15 protein-coding genes are annotated in these 18,249 nt (G+C 69.2%); 7 read left to right on the forward strand and 8 right to left on the reverse strand.

Features of this window, described 5'->3' with window-relative positions; all coding sequences use genetic code 11:
• Window positions 1-19 precede the first annotated feature (19 nt).
• Complete coding sequence (locus E0F75_RS09095) at window positions 20-2,419, reverse strand: DUF6049 family protein (protein ID WP_187621968.1); 2,400 nt, start codon at window positions 2,417-2,419, stop codon at window positions 20-22.
• 211 nt (window positions 2,420-2,630) lie between these two features.
• Between E0F75_RS09095 and E0F75_RS09100 the strand changes: the two genes are divergently transcribed.
• Window positions 2,631-4,097, forward strand: a complete 1,467-nt coding sequence (locus E0F75_RS09100; RefSeq protein ID WP_187621969.1) for a CCA tRNA nucleotidyltransferase — start codon at window positions 2,631-2,633, stop codon at window positions 4,095-4,097.
• Between the two features lie 81 nt (window positions 4,098-4,178).
• Here E0F75_RS09100 and E0F75_RS09105 read toward each other — a convergent pair whose 3' ends face one another.
• From E0F75_RS09105 to E0F75_RS09115, 3 genes are all read right to left on the reverse strand, one after another.
• The gene (locus tag E0F75_RS09105) at window positions 4,179-5,438 is read right to left on the reverse strand and encodes an MFS transporter (RefSeq protein ID WP_187621970.1); all 1,260 of its coding nucleotides are present in this window, start codon (window positions 5,436-5,438) and stop codon (window positions 4,179-4,181) included.
• A 74-nt stretch (window positions 5,439-5,512) separates the two neighbouring features.
• Complete coding sequence (locus tag E0F75_RS09110) at window positions 5,513-6,595, reverse strand: inositol-3-phosphate synthase (protein ID WP_187621971.1); 1,083 nt, start codon at window positions 6,593-6,595, stop codon at window positions 5,513-5,515.
• Between the two features lie 48 nt (window positions 6,596-6,643).
• Entirely contained in the window at window positions 6,644-7,324 is a 681-nt protein-coding gene (locus tag E0F75_RS09115) for a PadR family transcriptional regulator (RefSeq protein WP_187621972.1), read from the reverse strand.
• Between the two features lie 372 nt (window positions 7,325-7,696).
• Between E0F75_RS09115 and E0F75_RS09120 the strand changes: the two genes are divergently transcribed.
• Together E0F75_RS09120 and E0F75_RS09125 are read left to right on the forward strand one after the other, a co-directional pair.
• Entirely contained in the window at window positions 7,697-10,462 is a 2,766-nt protein-coding gene (locus E0F75_RS09120; RefSeq protein ID WP_187621973.1) for a transglycosylase domain-containing protein, read from the forward strand.
• A gap of 135 nt (window positions 10,463-10,597) precedes the next feature.
• Window positions 10,598-12,097, forward strand: a complete 1,500-nt coding sequence (locus E0F75_RS09125; protein ID WP_187621974.1) for a glycosyltransferase family 87 protein — start codon at window positions 10,598-10,600, stop codon at window positions 12,095-12,097.
• A 30-nt stretch (window positions 12,098-12,127) separates the two neighbouring features.
• Here E0F75_RS09125 and E0F75_RS09130 read toward each other — a convergent pair whose 3' ends face one another.
• The 3 genes from E0F75_RS09130 to E0F75_RS09140 all read right to left on the reverse strand — a co-directional run bounded on the left by E0F75_RS09130 (window position 12,128) and on the right by E0F75_RS09140 (window position 14,794).
• Window positions 12,128-13,159: an alanine racemase gene (locus E0F75_RS09130; RefSeq protein WP_187621975.1), complete on the reverse strand. Its 1,032-nt coding sequence runs from the start codon at window positions 13,157-13,159 to the stop codon at window positions 12,128-12,130.
• A gap of 82 nt (window positions 13,160-13,241) precedes the next feature.
• Window positions 13,242-14,360, reverse strand: a complete 1,119-nt coding sequence (locus E0F75_RS09135; protein ID WP_187621976.1) for a peptidoglycan bridge formation glycyltransferase FemA/FemB family protein — start codon at window positions 14,358-14,360, stop codon at window positions 13,242-13,244.
• A 119-nt stretch (window positions 14,361-14,479) separates the two neighbouring features.
• The gene (locus tag E0F75_RS09140; protein WP_187621977.1) at window positions 14,480-14,794 is read right to left on the reverse strand and encodes a hypothetical protein; all 315 of its coding nucleotides are present in this window, start codon (window positions 14,792-14,794) and stop codon (window positions 14,480-14,482) included.
• 284 nt (window positions 14,795-15,078) lie between these two features.
• Here E0F75_RS09140 and rpsF point away from each other — a divergent pair, with 284 nt between their 5' ends.
• The 4 genes from rpsF (at window position 15,079) to rplI (ending at window position 16,800) form a co-directional block, all read left to right on the forward strand.
• Window positions 15,079-15,369 (forward strand): 30S ribosomal protein S6, encoded by a 291-nt coding sequence (gene rpsF / locus E0F75_RS09145; protein WP_187621978.1) that lies wholly within the window; start codon window positions 15,079-15,081, stop codon window positions 15,367-15,369.
• A gap of 74 nt (window positions 15,370-15,443) precedes the next feature.
• A complete protein-coding gene (locus tag E0F75_RS09150) occupies window positions 15,444-16,043 on the forward strand; it encodes a single-stranded DNA-binding protein (RefSeq protein ID WP_187621979.1) in 600 nt (199 codons plus the stop codon).
• Window positions 16,044-16,098: 55 nt separating this feature from the next.
• Window positions 16,099-16,335 carry a 30S ribosomal protein S18 gene (rpsR, locus tag E0F75_RS09155; protein WP_003967857.1) on the forward strand — a complete coding sequence of 79 codons (237 nt, stop codon included), beginning with the start codon at window positions 16,099-16,101 and terminating at the stop codon, window positions 16,333-16,335.
• A gap of 18 nt (window positions 16,336-16,353) precedes the next feature.
• A complete protein-coding gene (gene rplI / locus E0F75_RS09160; protein WP_030317964.1) occupies window positions 16,354-16,800 on the forward strand; it encodes a 50S ribosomal protein L9 in 447 nt (148 codons plus the stop codon).
• Window positions 16,801-16,904: 104 nt separating this feature from the next.
• On the opposite strand, the gene E0F75_RS09165 is transcribed toward rplI, so the two are convergent.
• Window positions 16,905-18,242, reverse strand: coding sequence for an MATE family efflux transporter (locus tag E0F75_RS09165; protein WP_187621980.1), 1,338 nt, complete (start codon window positions 18,240-18,242; stop codon window positions 16,905-16,907).
• Window positions 18,243-18,249 lie beyond the last annotated feature (7 nt).

The following is an 18,249-nucleotide window of genomic DNA, read 5'->3' on the forward strand; positions in this document are numbered from 1 at the left end:
CGACCGGCCACGACATCGCTCAACGGTCCACTTTCTCACCCGTGCCCGACGGGTCGCCGCTTTCGGGCCCGGTGTCCGGTGTCGGGTCACTCGGCTGCTCGGGTTCGTCCGCGTCGTGCTCCTTCGAAGGGGCTTCCGGTTCCCGTGGCGTGTCCGCCTCGGCCTCTGCCCCGGGTTCCGTCCCGGATTCCGGCTGCGGCTCCGGCTCCTCCGGGGCGGCGTCCGTCTCCGCCGCCTCGGCTTCGGCGTTCCGCGCGGCCACCCGCTTGCGCTGGCTGTACATCCGCACGCCGGCCAGGACGAGGAGGAGCACGCCACCGGCGATCACCAGCATCACCGTGGCGGTGATCTCGGAGACCTTCACGGTGAACGTCATCGGCTGCCCGTAGGGGGTGCCGTCCTCGGTGTAGAGCTGGGCCGTCATCGGCACCTGGCCGTTGACGTTGGCGGAGGCGGAGAACTTCACCGACTGGCTGTGGCCGCCGCTGATCTTCACGGGCAGCTCTTTGTACCGCTCGCCGTTCAGGTTGAGGCGGTTCTTGCTGCCGGAGGTGAGCCGCAGCACGAGATGCACGTCCTGCAGCAGCTTGTTCTGGACGGTCACGGGGATCGTCGCGCTGCGGCCGGAGAGGGTGAGGTCGGACTTGTCGACCAGCTGGACCCCCTCGGTGAGGGTCTGCAGATACTCCAGGACGTTGATCCGGTAGAGCGCGGCGGCTCGGGCCTGCCCCCGCCACGAGGTCGACATCTCGCGGTTGATCGCGTTGGTGAAGGGGGGCACGACGCGGTACTGGGCGGTGAGGATGACCTTGAAGTCGTCCAGCTCGTCGCGCGTGGTCTTCATGTCGCGGAAGGCCTGGACCGGAAGCTCCCGGTCGCGCAGCTTCTTCGGGTACCGGGAGCCGGCGGGCACCGCGGTGGAGGCGTCGGGGTCCGGCTTGGCCGCAGCGGCCGCCAGGAGGTCGCTGGGCTGGCTCCACCGCTTGGCGGAGAGCCCGCGCAGGGCGGTCGCCATGGTCTGCGCCTGAGCGACGGTCGGCACCCGCTGCGGGGCGACCACGACGCTGCGCTGGTCCTCCGGCTGTTCCAGGGTGATCGCGAGGGACTGGGCGAGGAACTTCTGGACGGCGAGCGTCGAGTTCTCCGTCCGGACCATGTCCCCCTCGAAGGTCGTGGACAGGAGCGCGTCGCTCACCACGGCGGTGGTGCCGTTGCTGAAGGGGCGGGCCGCGGTGGGCGTGTAGGGGAGGTCGTCGCGGACGCTGTCGCTGCGGGCGATCACCTTGTCGGCGCCGGCCGAGGTCGCCACCGCCACGATGGACGGATCGACGGCCCCGTCGACGGGCCAGGCGAAGTCGGTGGCGGGCTGGACGTGGAGGATCGTCTCGACCGTCGTCCCGGCGAGGGCGGTCGCCGACTGGAGGTGCCCCAGCGAGCCGGGGACGTCCTTGCCGCGGTGGGCGAGGGAGGCGAGGTCGGGGTCGGCGAAGGGCAGTGCCACGACCTTGTGGCCCTGGACGGCCTTCTCCAGCGAGTCCAGCCACCGCTCGGCGACGGCCTGGTGCTTGCCGGGGACGTGCAGGGTGCCGTCCTTGACGCGGTAGCCGTTCGCCATGGCGTCGATGGAGGCCAGGAGGTCCGGGTCGACCACCCAGGTCACCGGGAGGTCCTTGCCCAGCGAGACGAGCTCGTCGAGCCGCCCGCCCGGCTTCAGCTCGGCCGCCAGGGTGTCGTCCTCGAACACCGGGGTCTGCTGGTCGTCGGTGGCCGTCTCGGCCGACACGTGGGCCGAGGAGATCAGCGGCCAGAGGTAGGTGAGCTGGGTCCTCTTCTCGGTGGCCTCGGGCTGGTACGGGACGAAGGTCCGCTCGATGCCGAGCACCCGGTCGTAGCGGTGGTCCGAGGTCTGCCCGGTGAGCGAGACGCCCAGCTGGTAGACGCCCGCCTCGTCGAGTCCGAGGTCGGAGACCGGCACGGAGAGGGAGAAGTCCGCGCTGAGGCCGGGGCTCAGCCGGGGGATCTTGACCGTGGGAGCGTCGTCGAGGGGGGCGGGGTCGCTGTAGGGCCGGTAGCCGGTGCGTCCCGTCACCTGCTCGATCTCGCTGCGGCTCGTCATCTGCGGCCCGACACGCAGGTCCACGGTCGCGTCGGTCACCGTCTTCTTGCCCCGGTTGGTCACCGTGCCGGTGATCGTGACCGTGTCCCCCTCGACGGGCGCGCTCGGCGCCAGCGTGTCGAGAGACACATCGACGGTCTTCGAGACGGTGGCGTCCTCGGCGGCGAATGCCGGGGAGGACGTGGCCGGGGCCTGGAGGAGGCCCGCGAGGAGCGGCGCCCCGAAGGCGACGGTGATCGTGCGCCGCAGCCATCGGCGGGCAGGTGAGGGACCGGTCCCCTGGATGTCTGCCGCCTCGGCCACGCGTTCGCCCGTCCTCGTCGTTGTCTCTGGTGTCAGTGGTGTAGGTGGTTCCCGGTTGCTGTGTCCAGGCATGGTAACGAGGCACGCTGGGAGCAAGTGCCGGGGACTGCTCCAGGCGATCTTCGACGGGGCCCGTCCGATGGCTCCCGGTGCACCGGCCACAGGAAAACGAGGACGTCGGCGCGGGCCGGGGCACGTACCCTTTTCTGTTGTGCCGAACGCCAACGAAGACACCCCGACTGCACTGAGCCAGGTGCAACGCCGCGCGGTCAGTGAACTGCTCCGTGTGTCCCCTGTCGCCGACGACCTCGCCCGCCGCTTCCAGGAGGCCGGGTTCAGCCTCGCGCTGGTCGGTGGCTCGGTACGGGACGCGTTGCTCGGCCGGCTCGGCAACGACCTGGACTTCACCACCGACGCCCGCCCCGAGGACGTACTGAAGATCGTCCGTCCGTGGGCCGACGCGGTGTGGGAGGTCGGCATCGCCTTCGGGACCGTCGGCTGCCAGAAGGAGGCCCGCGTCGGAGACGTCGATCAGAGCTATCAGATCGAGGTCACCACGTACCGCTCGGAGGCGTACGACCGGACCTCGCGCAAGCCCGAGGTCTCCTACGGCGACTCCATCGACGAGGACCTCGTCCGGCGTGACTTCACCGTCAACGCCATGGCCGTGGCGCTCCCGGCGAAGGAGTTCATCGACCCGTACGGCGGCCTCGAGGACCTCGCCGCCCGCGTGCTGCGCACGCCCGGTACGCCGGAGGCGTCCTTCTCCGACGACCCGCTGCGCATGATGCGGGCCGCGCGGTTCGCCGCTCAGCTGGACTTCGAGGTGGCCCCCGAGGTCGTCACGGCGATGAAGGAGATGTCCGGCCGGATCGAGATCGTCTCCGCCGAGCGGGTCCGTGACGAGCTCAACAAGCTGCTGCTCTCCTCCCACCCCAAGAAGGGCCTCGGGCTCCTCGTGGACACGGGTCTCGCCGACCACGTGCTCCCCGAGCTGCCGGCGCTGCGTCTGGAGAGCGATGAGCACCACCGTCACAAGGACGTCTACGAGCACTCGCTGACCGTGCTCGACCAGGCCATCGACCTGGAGGAGGACGGACCCGACCTGGTGCTGCGCATCGCGGCCCTGCTCCACGACATCGGCAAGCCGCGCACCCGCCGCTTCGAGAAGGACGGCCGGGTCTCCTTCCACCACCACGAGGTGGTGGGCGCGAAGATGACCAAGAAGCGCATGACCGCGCTCAAGTACTCCAACGAGATGATCAAGGACGTCTCGCGGCTCGTGGAGCTGCATCTCCGCTTCCACGGCTACGGGACCGGCGAGTGGACCGACTCGGCCGTGCGCCGCTACGTCCGGGACGCCGGTCCGATGCTCTCGCGTCTGCACAAGCTGACCCGCTCGGACTGCACCACCCGCAACAAGCGCAAGGCGGGTGCGCTCTCCCGTGCCTACGACGGCCTGGAGGACCGCATCGCCCAGCTCCAGGAGCAGGAGGAGCTCGACGCGATCCGTCCCGACCTCGACGGCAACCAGATCCAGGAGATCCTGGGCATCGGTCCCGGTCCCGCCATCGGGCAGGCGTACAAGTTCCTGCTGGAGCTGCGGCTGGAGAACGGGCCGATGGAGCACGACCAGGCCGTGGCCGCGCTCAAGGAGTGGTGGGCCACGCAGGGCTGAGTCCCGTCCGCGCGCGCCGATGTTTCACGTGAAACGCCGGCGCACGCGACAGCAGTGAGGGGTGATGTTTCACGTGAAACATCACCCCTCCGTGCGTTCCCCCCGCAAGGCCAGTGCGATCACCGCGTAGATCGCGGCCACCAGCACGACCAGCAGCGCGGAACGGCCGTCGGGCGGCAGCATCAGCGCCGCGACCCCTGCCGCGGCCACGAAGGCCACGTTGAACAGCACGTCGTACAGCGCGAAGACCCGGCCTCGGTAGGCATCGTCCACGGAGGTCTGCACCACTGTGTCCGTCGCGATCTTGGACCCCTGGGTGGTGAGCCCGAGGACGAAGGCGGCGACGAAGAAGGGCACCGGGGCGAAGGTCAGGCCCAGCACCGGTTCGAGCACGGCGGCCGTCGCCGCGCACACCGTCATCCAGCCGAAGGGCCCGAGTCGTCCCACCGCCCAGGGGGAGAGCAGGGCCGCCGCGAAGAATCCCGCGCCCGAGGTGCCGACGGCGATGCCGAGGAGCCCGAGTCCATCGGACTCCGTGGAGCTCCACTCGTAGCGGCAGAGCATGAGCACGGTGACGAGCAGGGCGCCGTAACAGAAGCGCATGAGGCCCACGGCGATGAGGGCGCGAGCGGCGGGCCGTCGCTCCGAGAGATGCCGCAGCCCCTCGCCCAGTCCTCGGGTCGTGGAGGCCAGGGCGGAGCTGAGCCGCTGGGGCACGAGGGCCGGATCGGGGCCCAGGAGCTCCCGGGACATCCGTAGCGAGGCGAGGGCGGCGCAGAGGTAGAGGAAGGCGCCGAAGGCCACCACGGACGCGTCGGACTTGTCGGCGATCAGCTGGATGCCGAACGCGAGGCCGCCGCCCACGGTCGCGGCGAGGGTGCCGGCGGTGGGGGAGAGCGAGTTCGCCACGACGAGCCGTTCGTCGTCGACGACACGCGGGAGCGAGGCCGAGAGCCCCGCGAGGACGAAGCGGTTGACGGCCGTGACGGAGAGCGCGGAGGCGTAGAAGAGCCACTCGGGGACGGAGGCGAGGACGAGCACGGCCGTCCCGCCGGCGAGGAGGGCCCGCAGGAGGTTGCCGTACAGGAAGACCTGGCGGCGCTGCCAGCGGTCGAGGAGCACACCCGCGAAGGGCCCGACGAGCGAGTACGGCAGCAGGAGGACCGCCATGGCGGAGGCGATCGCGGCGGGGGAGGTCTGCCTCTCGGGGGAGAACACGACGTACGTGGCCAGGGCCACCTGGTAGACGCCGTCGGCGCACTGGGAGAGCAGCCGGACGGCGAGCAGGCGGCGGAAGTTCGTCAGGCGCAGGAGTACGCGCAGATCACGTACGACGGACATGGCAGCAAGACTCACATACGAAGAGGGCCCCCGGGCAGTGCCGCGGGGACCCTCGATCGACAAGCGTGCGGCGCTTAGCGCTCGACCTCACCCTTGATGAACTTCTCGACGTTGGCCAGGGCCTCGTCGTCGAAGTACTGCACCGGCGGGCTCTTCATGAAGTAGCTCGACGCGGAGAGGATGGGGCCGCCGATGCCGCGGTCCTTGGCGATCTTCGCGGCGCGCAGGGCGTCGATGATGACACCCGCCGAGTTCGGGGAGTCCCACACCTCGAGCTTGTACTCGAGGTTCAGCGGAACGTCGCCGAAGGCGCGGCCCTCAAGGCGCACGTACGCCCACTTGCGGTCGTCCAGCCAGGCCACGTAGTCCGAGGGACCGATGTGGACGTTCTTCTCGCCCAGCTCGCGGTCGGGGATCTGCGAGGTGACGGCCTGGGTCTTGGAGATCTTCTTGGACTCGAGGCGGTCGCGCTCGAGCATGTTCTTGAAGTCCATGTTGCCGCCGACGTTGAGCTGCATCGTGCGCTCAAGACGGACACCGCGGTCCTCGAACAGCTTCGCCATCACGCGGTGCGTGATGGTCGCGCCGACCTGCGACTTGATGTCGTCGCCGACGATCGGGACGCCCGCCTCGGTGAACTTGTCAGCCCACTCCTTGGTGCCGGCGATGAAGACCGGAAGGGCGTTGACGAAGGCGACCTTGGCGTCGATGGCGCACTGGGCGTAGAACTTCGCGGCGGCCTCGGAACCCACCGGCAGGTAGCAGATGAGAACGTCGACCTCGCGGTCCTTGAGGATCTGGACGACGTCCACCGGCTCCTCGGCGGACTCCTCGATGGTCAGGCGGTAGTACTTGCCGAGACCGTCGAGGGTGTGACCACGCTGGACCGTGATGCCCTTGTTCGGGACGTCGCAGATCTTGATGGTGTTGTTCTCGCTGGCGCCGATGGCGTCCGAGAGGTCGAGGCCGACCTTCTTCGCGTCGACGTCGAAGGCCGCGACGAACTCGATGTCACGGACGTGGTAGTCGCCGAACTGAACGTGCATCAGGCCGGGGACCTTGGCCGCCGGGTCGGCGTCCTTGTAGTACTCGACGCCCTGAACCAGCGAGGCGGCGCAGTTGCCCACGCCGACGATGGCTACGCGAACCGAACCCATTCCGGTTGCTCCCTGTGTGATCGTGGAAGCCCTGCTGTGCGCAGGGTTTCACTTGGCGGTGTCGTCGGACGGATCCGGCCGGGTACTGCCCCCGTGCCGGGGCAGGCCGCCCGTTTCTCCAGAATCGTTGTCGTGCAGAGCGGGGGCGTCGGGGCCGGATCGCTGATCCCGCCCTGCCCGCTCGCTCTCGATGAGCTCGTTCAGCCAGCGCACTTCGCGCTCCACGGACTCCATGCCGTGGCGCTGCAGCTCAAGCGTGTAGTCGTCGAGGCGCTCCCGGGTCCGGGCCAGAGAGGCGCGCATCTTCTCCAGGCGCTCCTCCAGCCGGCTGCGGCGGCCTTCGAGGACCCGCATCCGCACCTCGCGCTCGGTCTGCCCGAAGAAGGCGAAGCGTGCGGCGAAGTGCTCGTCCTCCCAGGCGTCCGGGCCGGTGTGGGACAGGAGCTCCTCGAAGTGCTCCTTCCCCGCGGCCGTCAACCGGTAGACGATCTTGGCTCGGCGTCCTGCGAGTGAAGCGGCGAGGGCGTCCTCGGGAGCGCTGCCCGGTTCCTCGATCAACCAGCCGTTGGCGACCAGCGTCTTGAGGCAGGGATACAGCGTTCCGTAGCTGAAGGCCCGGAAGACGCCCAGCGAGGTGTTGAGGCGCTTCCGCAGCTCGTACCCGTGCATCGGAGCCTCGCGCAGCAGGCCGAGGACGGCGAACTCGAGGATGCCGGAGCGTCTGCTCATTCGTCGCCTCCTCCTCCGCCTTCGGGGCCCTTATGCCGTGCTGATGTATCGACTCGATACATCAGCACGATAGAACGGTCCGAAGGTCTCGACAAGTGGGCCCGCCGTGACCGGCGTCACATCGTCAATTCACAGCGTTCGACTTGCCTGATTTGGGGTGAAGTCCGGCCCTAGGTGGGTTTTGGCCGTGCGTAGGCTGTGCGGCATGCAGAACACCGGGAACCGAGCGCTGCCGAGGGGCGTCAGTGCTCCGGGTGACCGGCTGCGATACGGAGGGGCCTCCGATGGGGTTCCGGCCGTACGCATTTCGGGGGGACCGGAACTCAACTGCCGCTTCCAGGCGTTCACGCCTGCCCGAGGAGTAGTCGTTCGATGAGCGAGCATCGTCGCAAAATGCCGCCGCAGCAGCCGCCGACGGGCGGTCGCGCGGCGGCACGGCGCGCTGCCCAGCAGCCGGTGGGCCGCAGGTCGGCCCCGGCCCATGACGTCGGTACGGGGGCCCCGTCGGCCTCGTACGGGCCCGCTTCCTCCCCCGGGGAGGAGCAGCGGCCCTACGGGGGTCGCGCGGAGGCCCGCAGGGCCGCCCAGCGCGGCACCCGCCGGAGGGGAGCCGAGGCCGGCCCCGGAGGTCCTGGTGATCCCGGGGGCGGACGGCGTGGCGGCGGTGGCGGCCGCGGCAGCGGTCCCGGCCGTGGCTCCGGCGGACGTCCGCCGGGCAAGAAGCGGATCATCGACTACCCCCGCTACGGAAAGTACGGCTGGCGTCGCTGGATGCCGTCGTGGAAGCTCGTGACGGGTACGTTCCTGTTCTTCACGGCCAGCCTGATGGGCGCGGCCGCGATCGCGTATTCGCAGGTGGACATCCCCAACGAGGCGCTGACCGCGAAGTCGCAGAACAACATCTACTACTGGTCGGACAAGACCCGGATGGTCGCGACGGGCAGCGGTACGAACCGCCAGATCGTGCCGTTCGAGAAGATCCCGAAGTCCATGCAGAACGCCGTGATCTCGGCGGAGAACAAGACCTTCTGGGACGACTCCGGAATCGACCCCATGGGTATCGGCCGTGCCGTGTGGAACATGGCCAAGGGCGGCGAGACCCAGGGTGGTTCGACGATCACCCAGCAGTACGTGAAGAACAACCGTCTTGACGACCAGTCGCAGACCCTCAGCCGGAAGGTGAAGGAACTCTTCATCTCCATGAAGGTCGGCGGCGAGGTCGACAAGCCGGAGATCCTCGCCGGCTATCTGAACACCGCGTACTACGGACGTGGTGCCTACGGTGTCCAGGCGGCGGCCCGCGCGTACTTCAACGTCGACGCCGAGAAGCTCAACCCCAGCCAGTCGGCGCTGCTCGCCGCGGTGCTCAAGGGCGCGACGTACTACGACCCCGCCGGCTACCCCGAGATCGACTCCGAGGCCACGCCCGAGAAGAACACCGTGCGGGCCACCGAGCGGTGGTCGTGGATCCTCGACGAGATGCAGAAGGACGGGCACCTCCCGGCCGCGGAGCGCGCGAAGTACACGACGTTCCCCAAGGTCGAGAAGCCCCGGAAGAGCGCCAATCTCAGCGGTCAGATCGGCTATCTGGTCACCACCGCGAAGGCCAACATCAAGGCCCAGTTCGGTATCACCGAGCAGGATCTGGAGCGTGGCGGCTACGAGATCTACACCACCTTCGAGAAGAAGAAGGTGGACGCTCTCGAGGACTCGGTCACGAAGATCCTCAAGGAGTACATCGACCCGAAGAAGCGCCCCGAGACGGACACGAACGTGCAGTTCGGCGGCGCCTCCGTCGACACGGCGACCGGAAAGATCGTCGCGCTCTACGGCGGTGTCGACGCGACCAAGCACTTCCGGAGCAACGCCGACAACACCGGCGCCCAGGTCGGATCGACGTTCAAGCCGTTCGTCCTCGCCTCCGCGATGCGGGACGGCGTCCGGGACAAGTCCCTGGGCGAGGTCCAGGACGCCTCCAGCCGCACGCTCGTGGACCCGGACAAGAGCCGCTACTCCGGCAAGAACGAGCTGAAGATCCGCAAGTACAACGGCGAGATCTGGCACAACGAGAAGGGCGAGGAGTGGCTCCAGACCAATGACGACGACGCGAGCTACAAGGACATGACCCTGCGTCGCGCCATGGTCAAGTCGGCGAACTCGCCGTACGTGCAGCTCGGCATGGACATCGGCATCGACAAGGTCCGCAAGGCCGCCATCGACGCGGGCCTGCGCCCCGACTCGCTCGTCGGGGGCGAGGTGCCCTCGTTCTCGCTCGGCATCTCCAGCCCGAGCGCCATCCGCATGGCCGGCGCCTACGCGACCTTCGCCAACGAGGGCAAGCAGAACGACCCCTACTCGGTCGAGGCCGTGAAGAAGGAGGGCGTCGTCATCCATCAGCACAAGACGGAGACCAAGAACCCCTTCAGCCCGGCCGTCGCCAACAACGTCACCGACGTCCTGCGTTCCGTCGTGGACGACGACGAGGGCACCGGCCGGAAGGCCCGGATCCCGGGCCGCGAGGTGGCCGGCAAGACCGGTACCACCGACGGCAACAAGTCGGCCTGGTTCGTGGGATACACCCCGCAGCTGTCGACCGCGATCGACATGTACCGGTTCGACGACGACGAGACGAAGAAGAACCGCGAGTTCCAGAAGATGTACGGCACGGGTGACCAGCCGCAGATCCACGGTTCGTCGTTCCCGTCGCGGATCTGGCAGGACTACATGACCGATGCCGTGGAGAGCTACCCGGTCAAGTCCTTCCCGGAGCCGGACAAGCTGGAAGGTGCCGAAGCCGTCTTCGGCGGTGGCGCCGCCAGCCCGACGCCGACCCCGACGGCCACCCCGACGCCGACCGAGACCTCGGCCACGCCGACGACGGCCGCCCCGACCACCACGCCGCCGCCCACGACGACTCCCCCGCCGACGACGCGGACGCCGAAGCCGGGCAAGACGACCTGTGGCGTCTGGGGCTGGGGCTGCACGGAGGATCCGGGCGATCCGGGCGGCAACACCGGGGAGCCCACCACCACGCCGCCCACCACCGACACGCCGACGGGGACCGGCACACCGACGGACGACGGAAACGGTCCGGGCGGCGGGAACGGCAAACCCGGCAACGGGAACCTCGTCCCCTGATCCACCGCCGGGGCACTCCCCGGTCCCCGACGACGCCTGGAACGAGGGCCGCCGCGTCCGATCCGTACCTTCCCGTACGGGCCGGCCGCGGCGGCCCTCGCCGTTTTCCCGGAGCCGTACGGCAGGATGTCCCCCATGCCGAGCCTCCAGAAGACGAGCGCGCCGCAGGACCGGCCCCAGGGCCGCTCGCAGACGGTCATCCCCACCCACCGGGACAAGGTGGCCGCCGCGGGCAGCGAACTGATCGGCGGCCCCTACGGCCGCCGGGCGAAGACCGGCACCGGCCAGTTCACGCCGGTGCGGGTGATCGCCCTCGTGGCCATCGGCATGTTCGCCCTCGGCATGGTGCAGAAGCTGCCCTGCTACAACTGGGCCTGGTTCCGGGGCACGACCTCCCAGTACACCCACGCCTGCTACTCGGACATCCCGCACCTCTTCACGGGGCGGGGCTTCGCCGAGGGCCTGGTGCCCTACTTCGACCGGCTGGGCGGCGACATACCGTTCCTCGAGTACCCGGTCCTGACCGGGCTCTTCATGGAGGTCGCGGCCTGGCTGACGCCGGGCGGCGGCGACACGATGCAGCGCGAGCAGTCGTACTGGCTGGCCAACGCGGGTCTTCTGATGGTCTGTGCGGCCGTCCTGGCGGTCTGTGTGGCCCGGACGCACCGGCTGCGGCCCTGGGACGGACTGCTCGTCGCCCTGGCGCCCTCGATCGCGCTGACCGCGACGATCAACTGGGACATACTGGCCGTCGCGCTGACGGCCGCCGCCATCCTGATGTGGTCGCGCGAACGGCCGCTGGCCTTCGGCATCCTGCTCGGCCTGGCCACCGCCGCCAAGTTCTACCCGATACTGCTCCTCTGCCCGCTGCTGCTGCTCTGCTGGCGGGCCGGGAAGTGGCGGGAGTACGGGACGGCGGTGCTGGCCGCGGGCGGCGCGTGGCTGGTGGTGAACCTGCCCGTGATGCTGCTCGCACCCGAGGGCTGGAAGCAGTTCTACCTCTTCAGCCGGGACCGGAACGTCGACTTCGGTTCGATCTGGCTGCTGGTCAGCCAGCGGACGGGCGACGCGATAACGCCGGGCCAGGCCAACCTGTACGCGCTGCTGCTGATGCTGGCGGCGCTCGGCGGGCTCGCCTACCTGGCGTTCACGGCGCCCCGCAGGCCCCGCTTCGTCCAGCTGGCGTTCCTGATCGTCGCCGCGTTCGTCCTGACCAACAAGGTCTACTCACCGCAGTACGTGCTGTGGCTGGTGCCGCTGGCGGCGCTCGCCCGGCCGCGCTGGCGCGACTTCCTGATCTGGCAGGCGTGCGAGGTCATGTACTTCGTCGGCGTCTGGATGTACCTGGCGTTCACGACCAGCGGCAACAAGCAGGGCCTGCCGGTGGACGGCTACCAGTTCGCGATCGTGCTGCACCTGCTCGGCACCCTGTACCTGTGCGTGATGGTCGTACGCGACATCCTCACGCCCGAGAAGGACCCGGTCCGGCAGGACGGCGCGGACGACCCCTCCGGAGGCGTCCTGGACGGCGCGGAGGACGTCTTCGTGGCGGGCAGGGCCGCCCATCCCGCCCGGCACGCGGCCCCGGTCGCCGAGGACGCGCTGCTGGTGGAATGGGGAACCCCCAGGAGCTGAGCTCCCGGGGGTGCGGGGCGACCGGCCGGCTCAGCGCTCGACGAGCCGGTCGAACTGCGTCGTGGTGTGGCGCAGATGGGCCACCAGCTCGTCGCCGACCCGCGGCTCCTGGGCGTCGGCCGGCACGAACAGGATCGACACCTGCATGTGCGGCGGCTCGGCGAACCAGCGCTGCTTCCCGGCCCAGACGAAGGGCGAAAGGTTCCGGTTGACGGTGGCGAGACCGGCCCGTGCGACGCCCTTGGCGCGCGGCATGACGCCGTGCATGGCCTTGGGGGCCTCCAGGCCCACACCGTGCGAGGTACCGCCGGCGACGACCACCAGCCAGCCGTCCGACGCGGCCTTCTGCTGGCGGTAGCCGAACCGGTCGCCCTTGGAGACCCGGGTCACGTCGAGGACCGCGCCCCGGTACTCCGTGGCCTCGTGGTCGCCCAGCCAGAGCCGGGTGCCGATGCGGGCGCGGAAGCGGGTCTGCGGGAACTGCTGCTGGAGCCGTGCCTGTTCCGCGGCGCGCAGATGGCTGACGAACATGGTGTGCAGCGGAAGCCGGGCGGCCCGCAGCCGGTCCATCCAGCCGATGACCTCCTCGACGGCGTCGGTGCCGTCCGGGCGGTCCAGCGGGAGGTGGAGCGCGAAGCCCTCCAGGCGTACGTCCTCGATGGCGGAGTGGAGCTGCTGGAGCTCCTCCTCACGGACGCCGTGCCGCTTCATCGAGCTCATGCACTCGATGACGACCCGGGCCCCCACCAGGGCGTGGACGCCGTCCACGGACGACACGGAACGGATCACCCGGTCGGGCAGCGGAACCGGTTCTTCACCCCGGCGGAAGGGGGTGAGGACCAGCAGGTCGCCGCTGAACCAGTCCTTGATCCGCGCGGCCTCGTACGTGGTGCCCACGGCGAGCATGTCGGCGCCGAACCGGGCCGCCTCGTCCGCGAGGCGTTCGTGGCCGAAGCCGTAACCGTTGCCCTTGCAGACCGGGATGACACCGGGGAACTGATCGATGACGGTCTTCTGGTGCGCGCGCCAGCGAGCGGTGTCGACGTAGAGGGAGAGCGCCATGGCCGGCCCGGAACCTTTCTGATGGCAGCGGTGTATCAAAGGTATGTACGAGACTACGGAAACGTCAGCGGCACGGCACGGGTCAGCGGCGCGACATGTAGATGTCGAGTGCCTTGTGCAGCAGCTTGTTCAGCGGGAAGTCCCACTCGCCGACGTACTCGACGGCCTCGCCGCCCGTGCCCACCTTGAACTGGATGAGCCCGAAGAGGTGGTCGGTCTCGTCGAGCGAGTCCGAGATGCCCCGCAGGTCGTAGACGGTCGCGCCCATCGCGTAGGCGTCGCGCAGCATGCGCCACTGCATCGCGTTCGAGGGCCGGACCTCACGGCCGATGTTGTCGGAGGCGCCGTAGGAGTACCAGACGTGGCCGCCGACGACGAGCATCGTCGCCGCGGAGAGGTTCACGCCGTCGTGGCGGGCGAAGTAGAGCCGCATGCGGTTGGGGTCCTCGCTGTTGAGGACGGTCCACATGCGCTGGAAGTACGAGAGCGGGCGCGGCCGGAAGTGGTCACGGACGGCTGTGATCTCGTACAGCCGCTGCCACTCGGCCAGGTCCTCGTAGCCGCCCTGGACGACCTCGACACCGGCCTTCTCGGCCTTCTTGATGTTGCGGCGCCACAGCTGGTTGAAGCCCTTGAGGACATCGTCGAGCGAGCGGTTCGCGAGCGGGACCTGGAAGACGTAGCGGGGCTGCACGTCGCCGAAGCCGGCGCCGCCGTCCTCTGCCTGCTGCCAGCCCATCTTCCGCAGCCGGTCCGCGACTTCGAAGGCACGCGGCTCGATGTGGGTGGCCTCGACGTCCTTGAGGCGCTTGACGTCCGGGTCCTGGATGCCGGACTTGATGGCGGCCGAGTCCCAGCGCCGGATGACGACCGGCGGGCCCATCTTCACCGAGAAGGCGCCCTGCTGCTTGAGGTGCGCCAGCATCGGCGTCAGCCAGTCGTCGAGGTTGGGCGCGTGCCAGTTGATGACCGGGCCCTCGGGCAGATAGGCCAGGTAGCGCTTGATCTTCGGGAGCTGGCGGTAGAGCACCAGGCCGACGCCGACGAGCTCGCCGCTCTTGTCGAACCAGCCGAGGTTCTCCGAGCGCCACTCGGTCTTCACATCAGCCCACGCCGGGACCTGGCAGTGGCTCGCCGCGGGCTGGCTCTGGATGTACGCCAGATGCTGCTCACGGCTGATGGTCCTCAGGGTCAGGCTCATGCGGGGCGCTCCTCGGCAGGTGTGTCCCCATCGGTCAGGGGCTCCGGCTCTCGCGCCGAAGCCTACTGTGACCGGGGAGCGCCCCGGATGGGCGTGTACGCCCTGACGTGCCGCTGGGCTCAGCTGATGACGCCGCCGAAGAGCCCGCCGTGCGCCATGCCGAGGTAGAAGCCGAACGCCGAGGCGCCGAGTCCGAGGATCAGCAGGAAGCGCTCGCGTGTCGTCACGGAGATGAACTGTCCGTAGGCACCGGTCAGGATGCCGATCAGGCCCGACCAGGAGCTCAGCAGGTGCAGGCTGTGGAACTGCGCCGTGACGAAGGCGAGGACGCCGAGGAGCAGTGTCACTCCGACCAGGGCGTCCTGGATGGGGTGCGGTTTGCCGTCGGTGGCGAAGAGGGAGTGGCCGGGGTCGGGTCGCATTGCCTGTGCCATGGGGCACCTCCTGGCGTAGCTGCCGGAAGGCGGCGCATCGTAGCGCCGCCGACATCCGTTGTGTACAGATTGCGTCCCCTCACCGGTGAATTTCAACCGCAGGGCGATGAGCGGGTACTCTGTACGGTCTGCACCGGTGTCTGCCTTGGTCTGTCTGGATCCCGGCAGTGCTCCTCGTTCTCCGAGGGGGACTGTCAGTGGTGGCGGATACCGTTGCTTACGCATCACGACCCTCCTGCCACGGAACGACCGTGGCCGCTGAGTCCAAAGGAGGTGGGTTCCACATGCGTCACTACGAACTGATGGTCATCCTCGACCCCGATCTCGAGGAGCGCGCTGTCTCCCCGCTGATCGAGAACTTCCTTTCTGTCGTCCGTGAGGGCAACGGAAAGGTCGAGAAGGTCGACACCTGGGGCCGTCGTCGTCTCGCCTACGAGATCAAGAAGAAGCCCGAGGGCATCTACTCGGTCATCGACCTGCAGGCCGAGCCTGCGGTCGTCAAGGAGCTCGACCGACAGCTCAACCTGAACGAGTCGGTCCTCCGGACCAAGGTCCTCCGTCCCGAGACCCACTGAGCGACTAGCTCAGTGGTCTTCGGATCCGAGTAGCAGCAAAGCAGCCAGAAGCAATCCCGCCGAGAGGTTCCCCCATGGCAGGCGAGACCGTCATCACGGTCGTCGGCAATCTTGTCGACGACCCCGAGCTGCGCTTCACCCCGTCCGGTGCGGCGGTCGCGAAGTTCCGTATCGCGTCCACCCCCCGCACCTTCGACCGTCAGACCAATGAGTGGAAGGACGGCGAAAGCCTCTTCCTCACCTGCTCGGTCTGGCGTCAGGCGGCGGAGAACGTCGCCGAGTCGCTTCAGCGAGGCATGCGCGTCGTCGTGCAGGGCCGGCTGAAGCAGCGGTCCTACGAGGACCGTGAGGGCGTCAAGCGCACGGTCTACGAGCTGGATGTCGAGGAAGTCGGCCCCAGCCTCAAGAACGCCACGGCCAAGGTCACCAAGACCACCGGTCGAGGCGGCCAGGGTGGTTTCGGCGGGGGCGGCGGCGGCCAGCAGGCCGGCGGCGGTGGCAGCTGGGGTGGAAACTCCGGCGGTGGCCAGCAGGGTGGTGGCGGTGCTCCCGCCGACGACCCGTGGGCGACCGGCGGCGGTACCTCCTCCTCCGGCAGCGGCCAGCAGCAGGGCGGCGGAGGCGGCTGGGGTGGAAACTCCGGCGGCGGCTACTCGGACGAGCCCCCCTTCTAGGGCACGCCCTCGAAGCAGCTCGTACCCCCATTCTTGATCACACAGGAGAAACACCATGGCGAAGCCGCCTGTGCGCAAGCCTAAGAAGAAGGTCTGCGCGTTCTGCAAGGACAAGACCCAGTACGTGGACTACAAGGACACGAACATGCTGCGGAAGTTCATTTCCGACCGCGGCAAGATCCGTGCCCGCCGCGTGACCGGCAACTGCACGCAGCACCAGCGTGACGTCGCCACGGCCGTCAAGAACAGCCGTGAGATGGCGCTGCTGCCCTACACGTCCACCGCGCGATAAGGAAAGGGTGACCGAATAATGAAGATCATCCTGACCCACGAGGTCTCCGGCCTCGGCACCGCCGGCGACGTCGTCGACGTCAAGGACGGCTACGCCCGCAACTACCTGGTCCCGCGTGGCTTCGCCATCCGCTGGACCAAGGGTGGCGAGCAGGACGTGGCGCAGATCCGCCGCGCCCGCAAGATCCACGAGATCGCGACCATCGAGCAGGCCAACGAGATCAAGGCCAAGCTCGAGGGCACGAAGGTGCGCCTGGCCGTTCGCTCCGGCGACGCCGGCCGTCTCTTCGGCTCCGTGACCCCGGCCGACATCGCCTCGGCGATCAAGGCTGCGGGTGGCCCCGACGTCGACAAGCGTCGCGTCGAGCTCGGTTCGCCGATCAAGACCCTGGGCTCGCACCAGGTGTCCGTGCGCCTGCACGCCGACGTTGCCGCGAAGCTCGGCGTCGAGATCGTCGCCGCGTAACGCTGCCGCCGGCGCTCTGCGCTGAGCAGTGAGGAAGGGCCGCACCCCTCGGGGTGCGGCCCTTCCGCTGTTTCACGTGAAACAGGGCGTTTCACGTGAAACATTCAACGCGTGGCGCCGGTGACGATCCAGCGGCCCGAGCGGGAGCGGAACCAGAGCGTGGCCATCCGGACGGACATCATCAGCGTCATCGCCCACCAGAGCGCCGTCAGACCGCCGCCGAGCGCCGGGACCAGCAGGGCCACCGGGGCGAAGACGGCGAGCGTCAGCAGCATGGCCCAGGCCAGGTAGGGGCCGTCCCCCGCGCCCATCAGGACGCCGTCGAGAACGAAGACCACCCCGGAGACCGGCTGCGAGATCGCGACCACGAGCAGGGCTGGGAGCAGGGTGTCCTGGACGACTGTGTCGCCGGTGAAGAGCGGGATGAACAGGGGGCGGGCGACGATGAGCAGCGCGCCGAGCACCACACCGGAGACCACGCCCCACTGGACCATGCGGCGGCAGACCTGACGGGCGCCCTCGGCGTCGTTCGCGCCGAGATAGCGGCCGATGATGGCCTGGCCCGCGATCGCGATCGCGTCGAGGGCGAAGGCCATCAGGCTCCACAGGGACAGGATGATCTGGTGGGCCGCGACCTCCGCATCGCCCATCCGGGCCGCGACCGCCGTGGCGATCATCAGGACCGCGCGCAGCGAGAGCGTACGGACGAGGAGCGGGACTCCGGCCTGTGCGGAGGCTCGTATGCCGGCCGCGTCGGGGCGGAGGGAGGCTCCGTGGCGCCGGGCGCCCCGTACGACCACGACGAGGTAGGCGATGGCCATGCCGAACTGCGCGATCACGGTGCCCCAGGCCGAGCCCGCGATCCCCAGACCGGCACCGTAGACAAGGCCGACGTTGAGCACGCCGTTGGCCGCGAAGCCGCCGATGGCCACGTAGAGCGGTGTACGGGTGTCCTGGAGGCCGCGCAGGACGCCGGTCGCGGCCAGGACCACCAGCATGGCCGGGATGCCGAGGCTGGAGATCCTGAGGTACGTGACGGCGTAGGGTGCGGCGGTGTCGGAGGCCCCGAAGAGGTCGATGAGCCAGGGCGCCGCGGGCAGGGTCAGTGCGACGACGGCGGCGCCGAGGAGGAGGGCGAGCCAGATGCCGTCCATGCCCTGCCGGATCGCGGCCTGGACGTCCCCGGCGCCGACCCGGCGGGAGACGGCGGCCGTGGTGGCGTAGGCCAGGAAGACGAAGACGCTGACGGCGGTGGACAGCAGGGCGGCGGCGATCGCGAGACCCGCGAGCTGGGGGGTACCGAGATGGCCGACGATGGCGCTGTCGACCATGAGGAAGAGCGGCTCGGCGACAAGAGCGCCGAAGGCCGGCAGGGCGAGGGAGACGATCTCGCGGTCGTGCTGTCGGCGGACGGCCTTGGGCGTCGCGGGGGCCTGGGTCATGGGGTCA

Source organism: Streptomyces sp. CB02980, assembly GCF_014451325.2.
Taxonomy (GTDB): Bacteria; Actinomycetota; Actinomycetes; order Streptomycetales; family Streptomycetaceae; genus Streptomyces.

Bases quoted from the DNA above. Each gene is read 5' to 3' on its own strand.
- E0F75_RS09105 (WP_187621970.1), bottom strand. From the start codon at position 5,438: ATGTCCGTCGTACGTGATCTGCGCGTACTCCTGCGCCTGACGAACTTC.
- E0F75_RS09110 (WP_187621971.1), bottom strand. From the start codon at position 6,595: ATGGGTTCGGTTCGCGTAGCCATCGTCGGCGTGGGCAACTGCGCCGCC.
- E0F75_RS09115 (WP_187621972.1), bottom strand. From the start codon at position 7,324: ATGAGCAGACGCTCCGGCATCCTCGAGTTCGCCGTCCTCGGCCTGCTG.
- E0F75_RS09120 (WP_187621973.1), top strand. From the start codon at position 7,697: ATGAGCGAGCATCGTCGCAAAATGCCGCCGCAGCAGCCGCCGACGGGC.
- E0F75_RS09125 (WP_187621974.1), top strand. From the start codon at position 10,598: ATGCCGAGCCTCCAGAAGACGAGCGCGCCGCAGGACCGGCCCCAGGGC.
- E0F75_RS09130 (WP_187621975.1), bottom strand. From the start codon at position 13,159: ATGGCGCTCTCCCTCTACGTCGACACCGCTCGCTGGCGCGCGCACCAG.
- E0F75_RS09135 (WP_187621976.1), bottom strand. From the start codon at position 14,360: ATGAGCCTGACCCTGAGGACCATCAGCCGTGAGCAGCATCTGGCGTAC.
- E0F75_RS09140 (WP_187621977.1), bottom strand. From the start codon at position 14,794: ATGGCACAGGCAATGCGACCCGACCCCGGCCACTCCCTCTTCGCCACC.
- rpsF (WP_187621978.1), top strand. From the start codon at position 15,079: ATGCGTCACTACGAACTGATGGTCATCCTCGACCCCGATCTCGAGGAG.
- E0F75_RS09150 (WP_187621979.1), top strand. From the start codon at position 15,444: ATGGCAGGCGAGACCGTCATCACGGTCGTCGGCAATCTTGTCGACGAC.
- rpsR (WP_003967857.1), top strand. From the start codon at position 16,099: ATGGCGAAGCCGCCTGTGCGCAAGCCTAAGAAGAAGGTCTGCGCGTTC.
- rplI (WP_030317964.1), top strand. From the start codon at position 16,354: ATGAAGATCATCCTGACCCACGAGGTCTCCGGCCTCGGCACCGCCGGC.
- E0F75_RS09165 (WP_187621980.1), bottom strand. From the start codon at position 18,242: ATGACCCAGGCCCCCGCGACGCCCAAGGCCGTCCGCCGACAGCACGAC.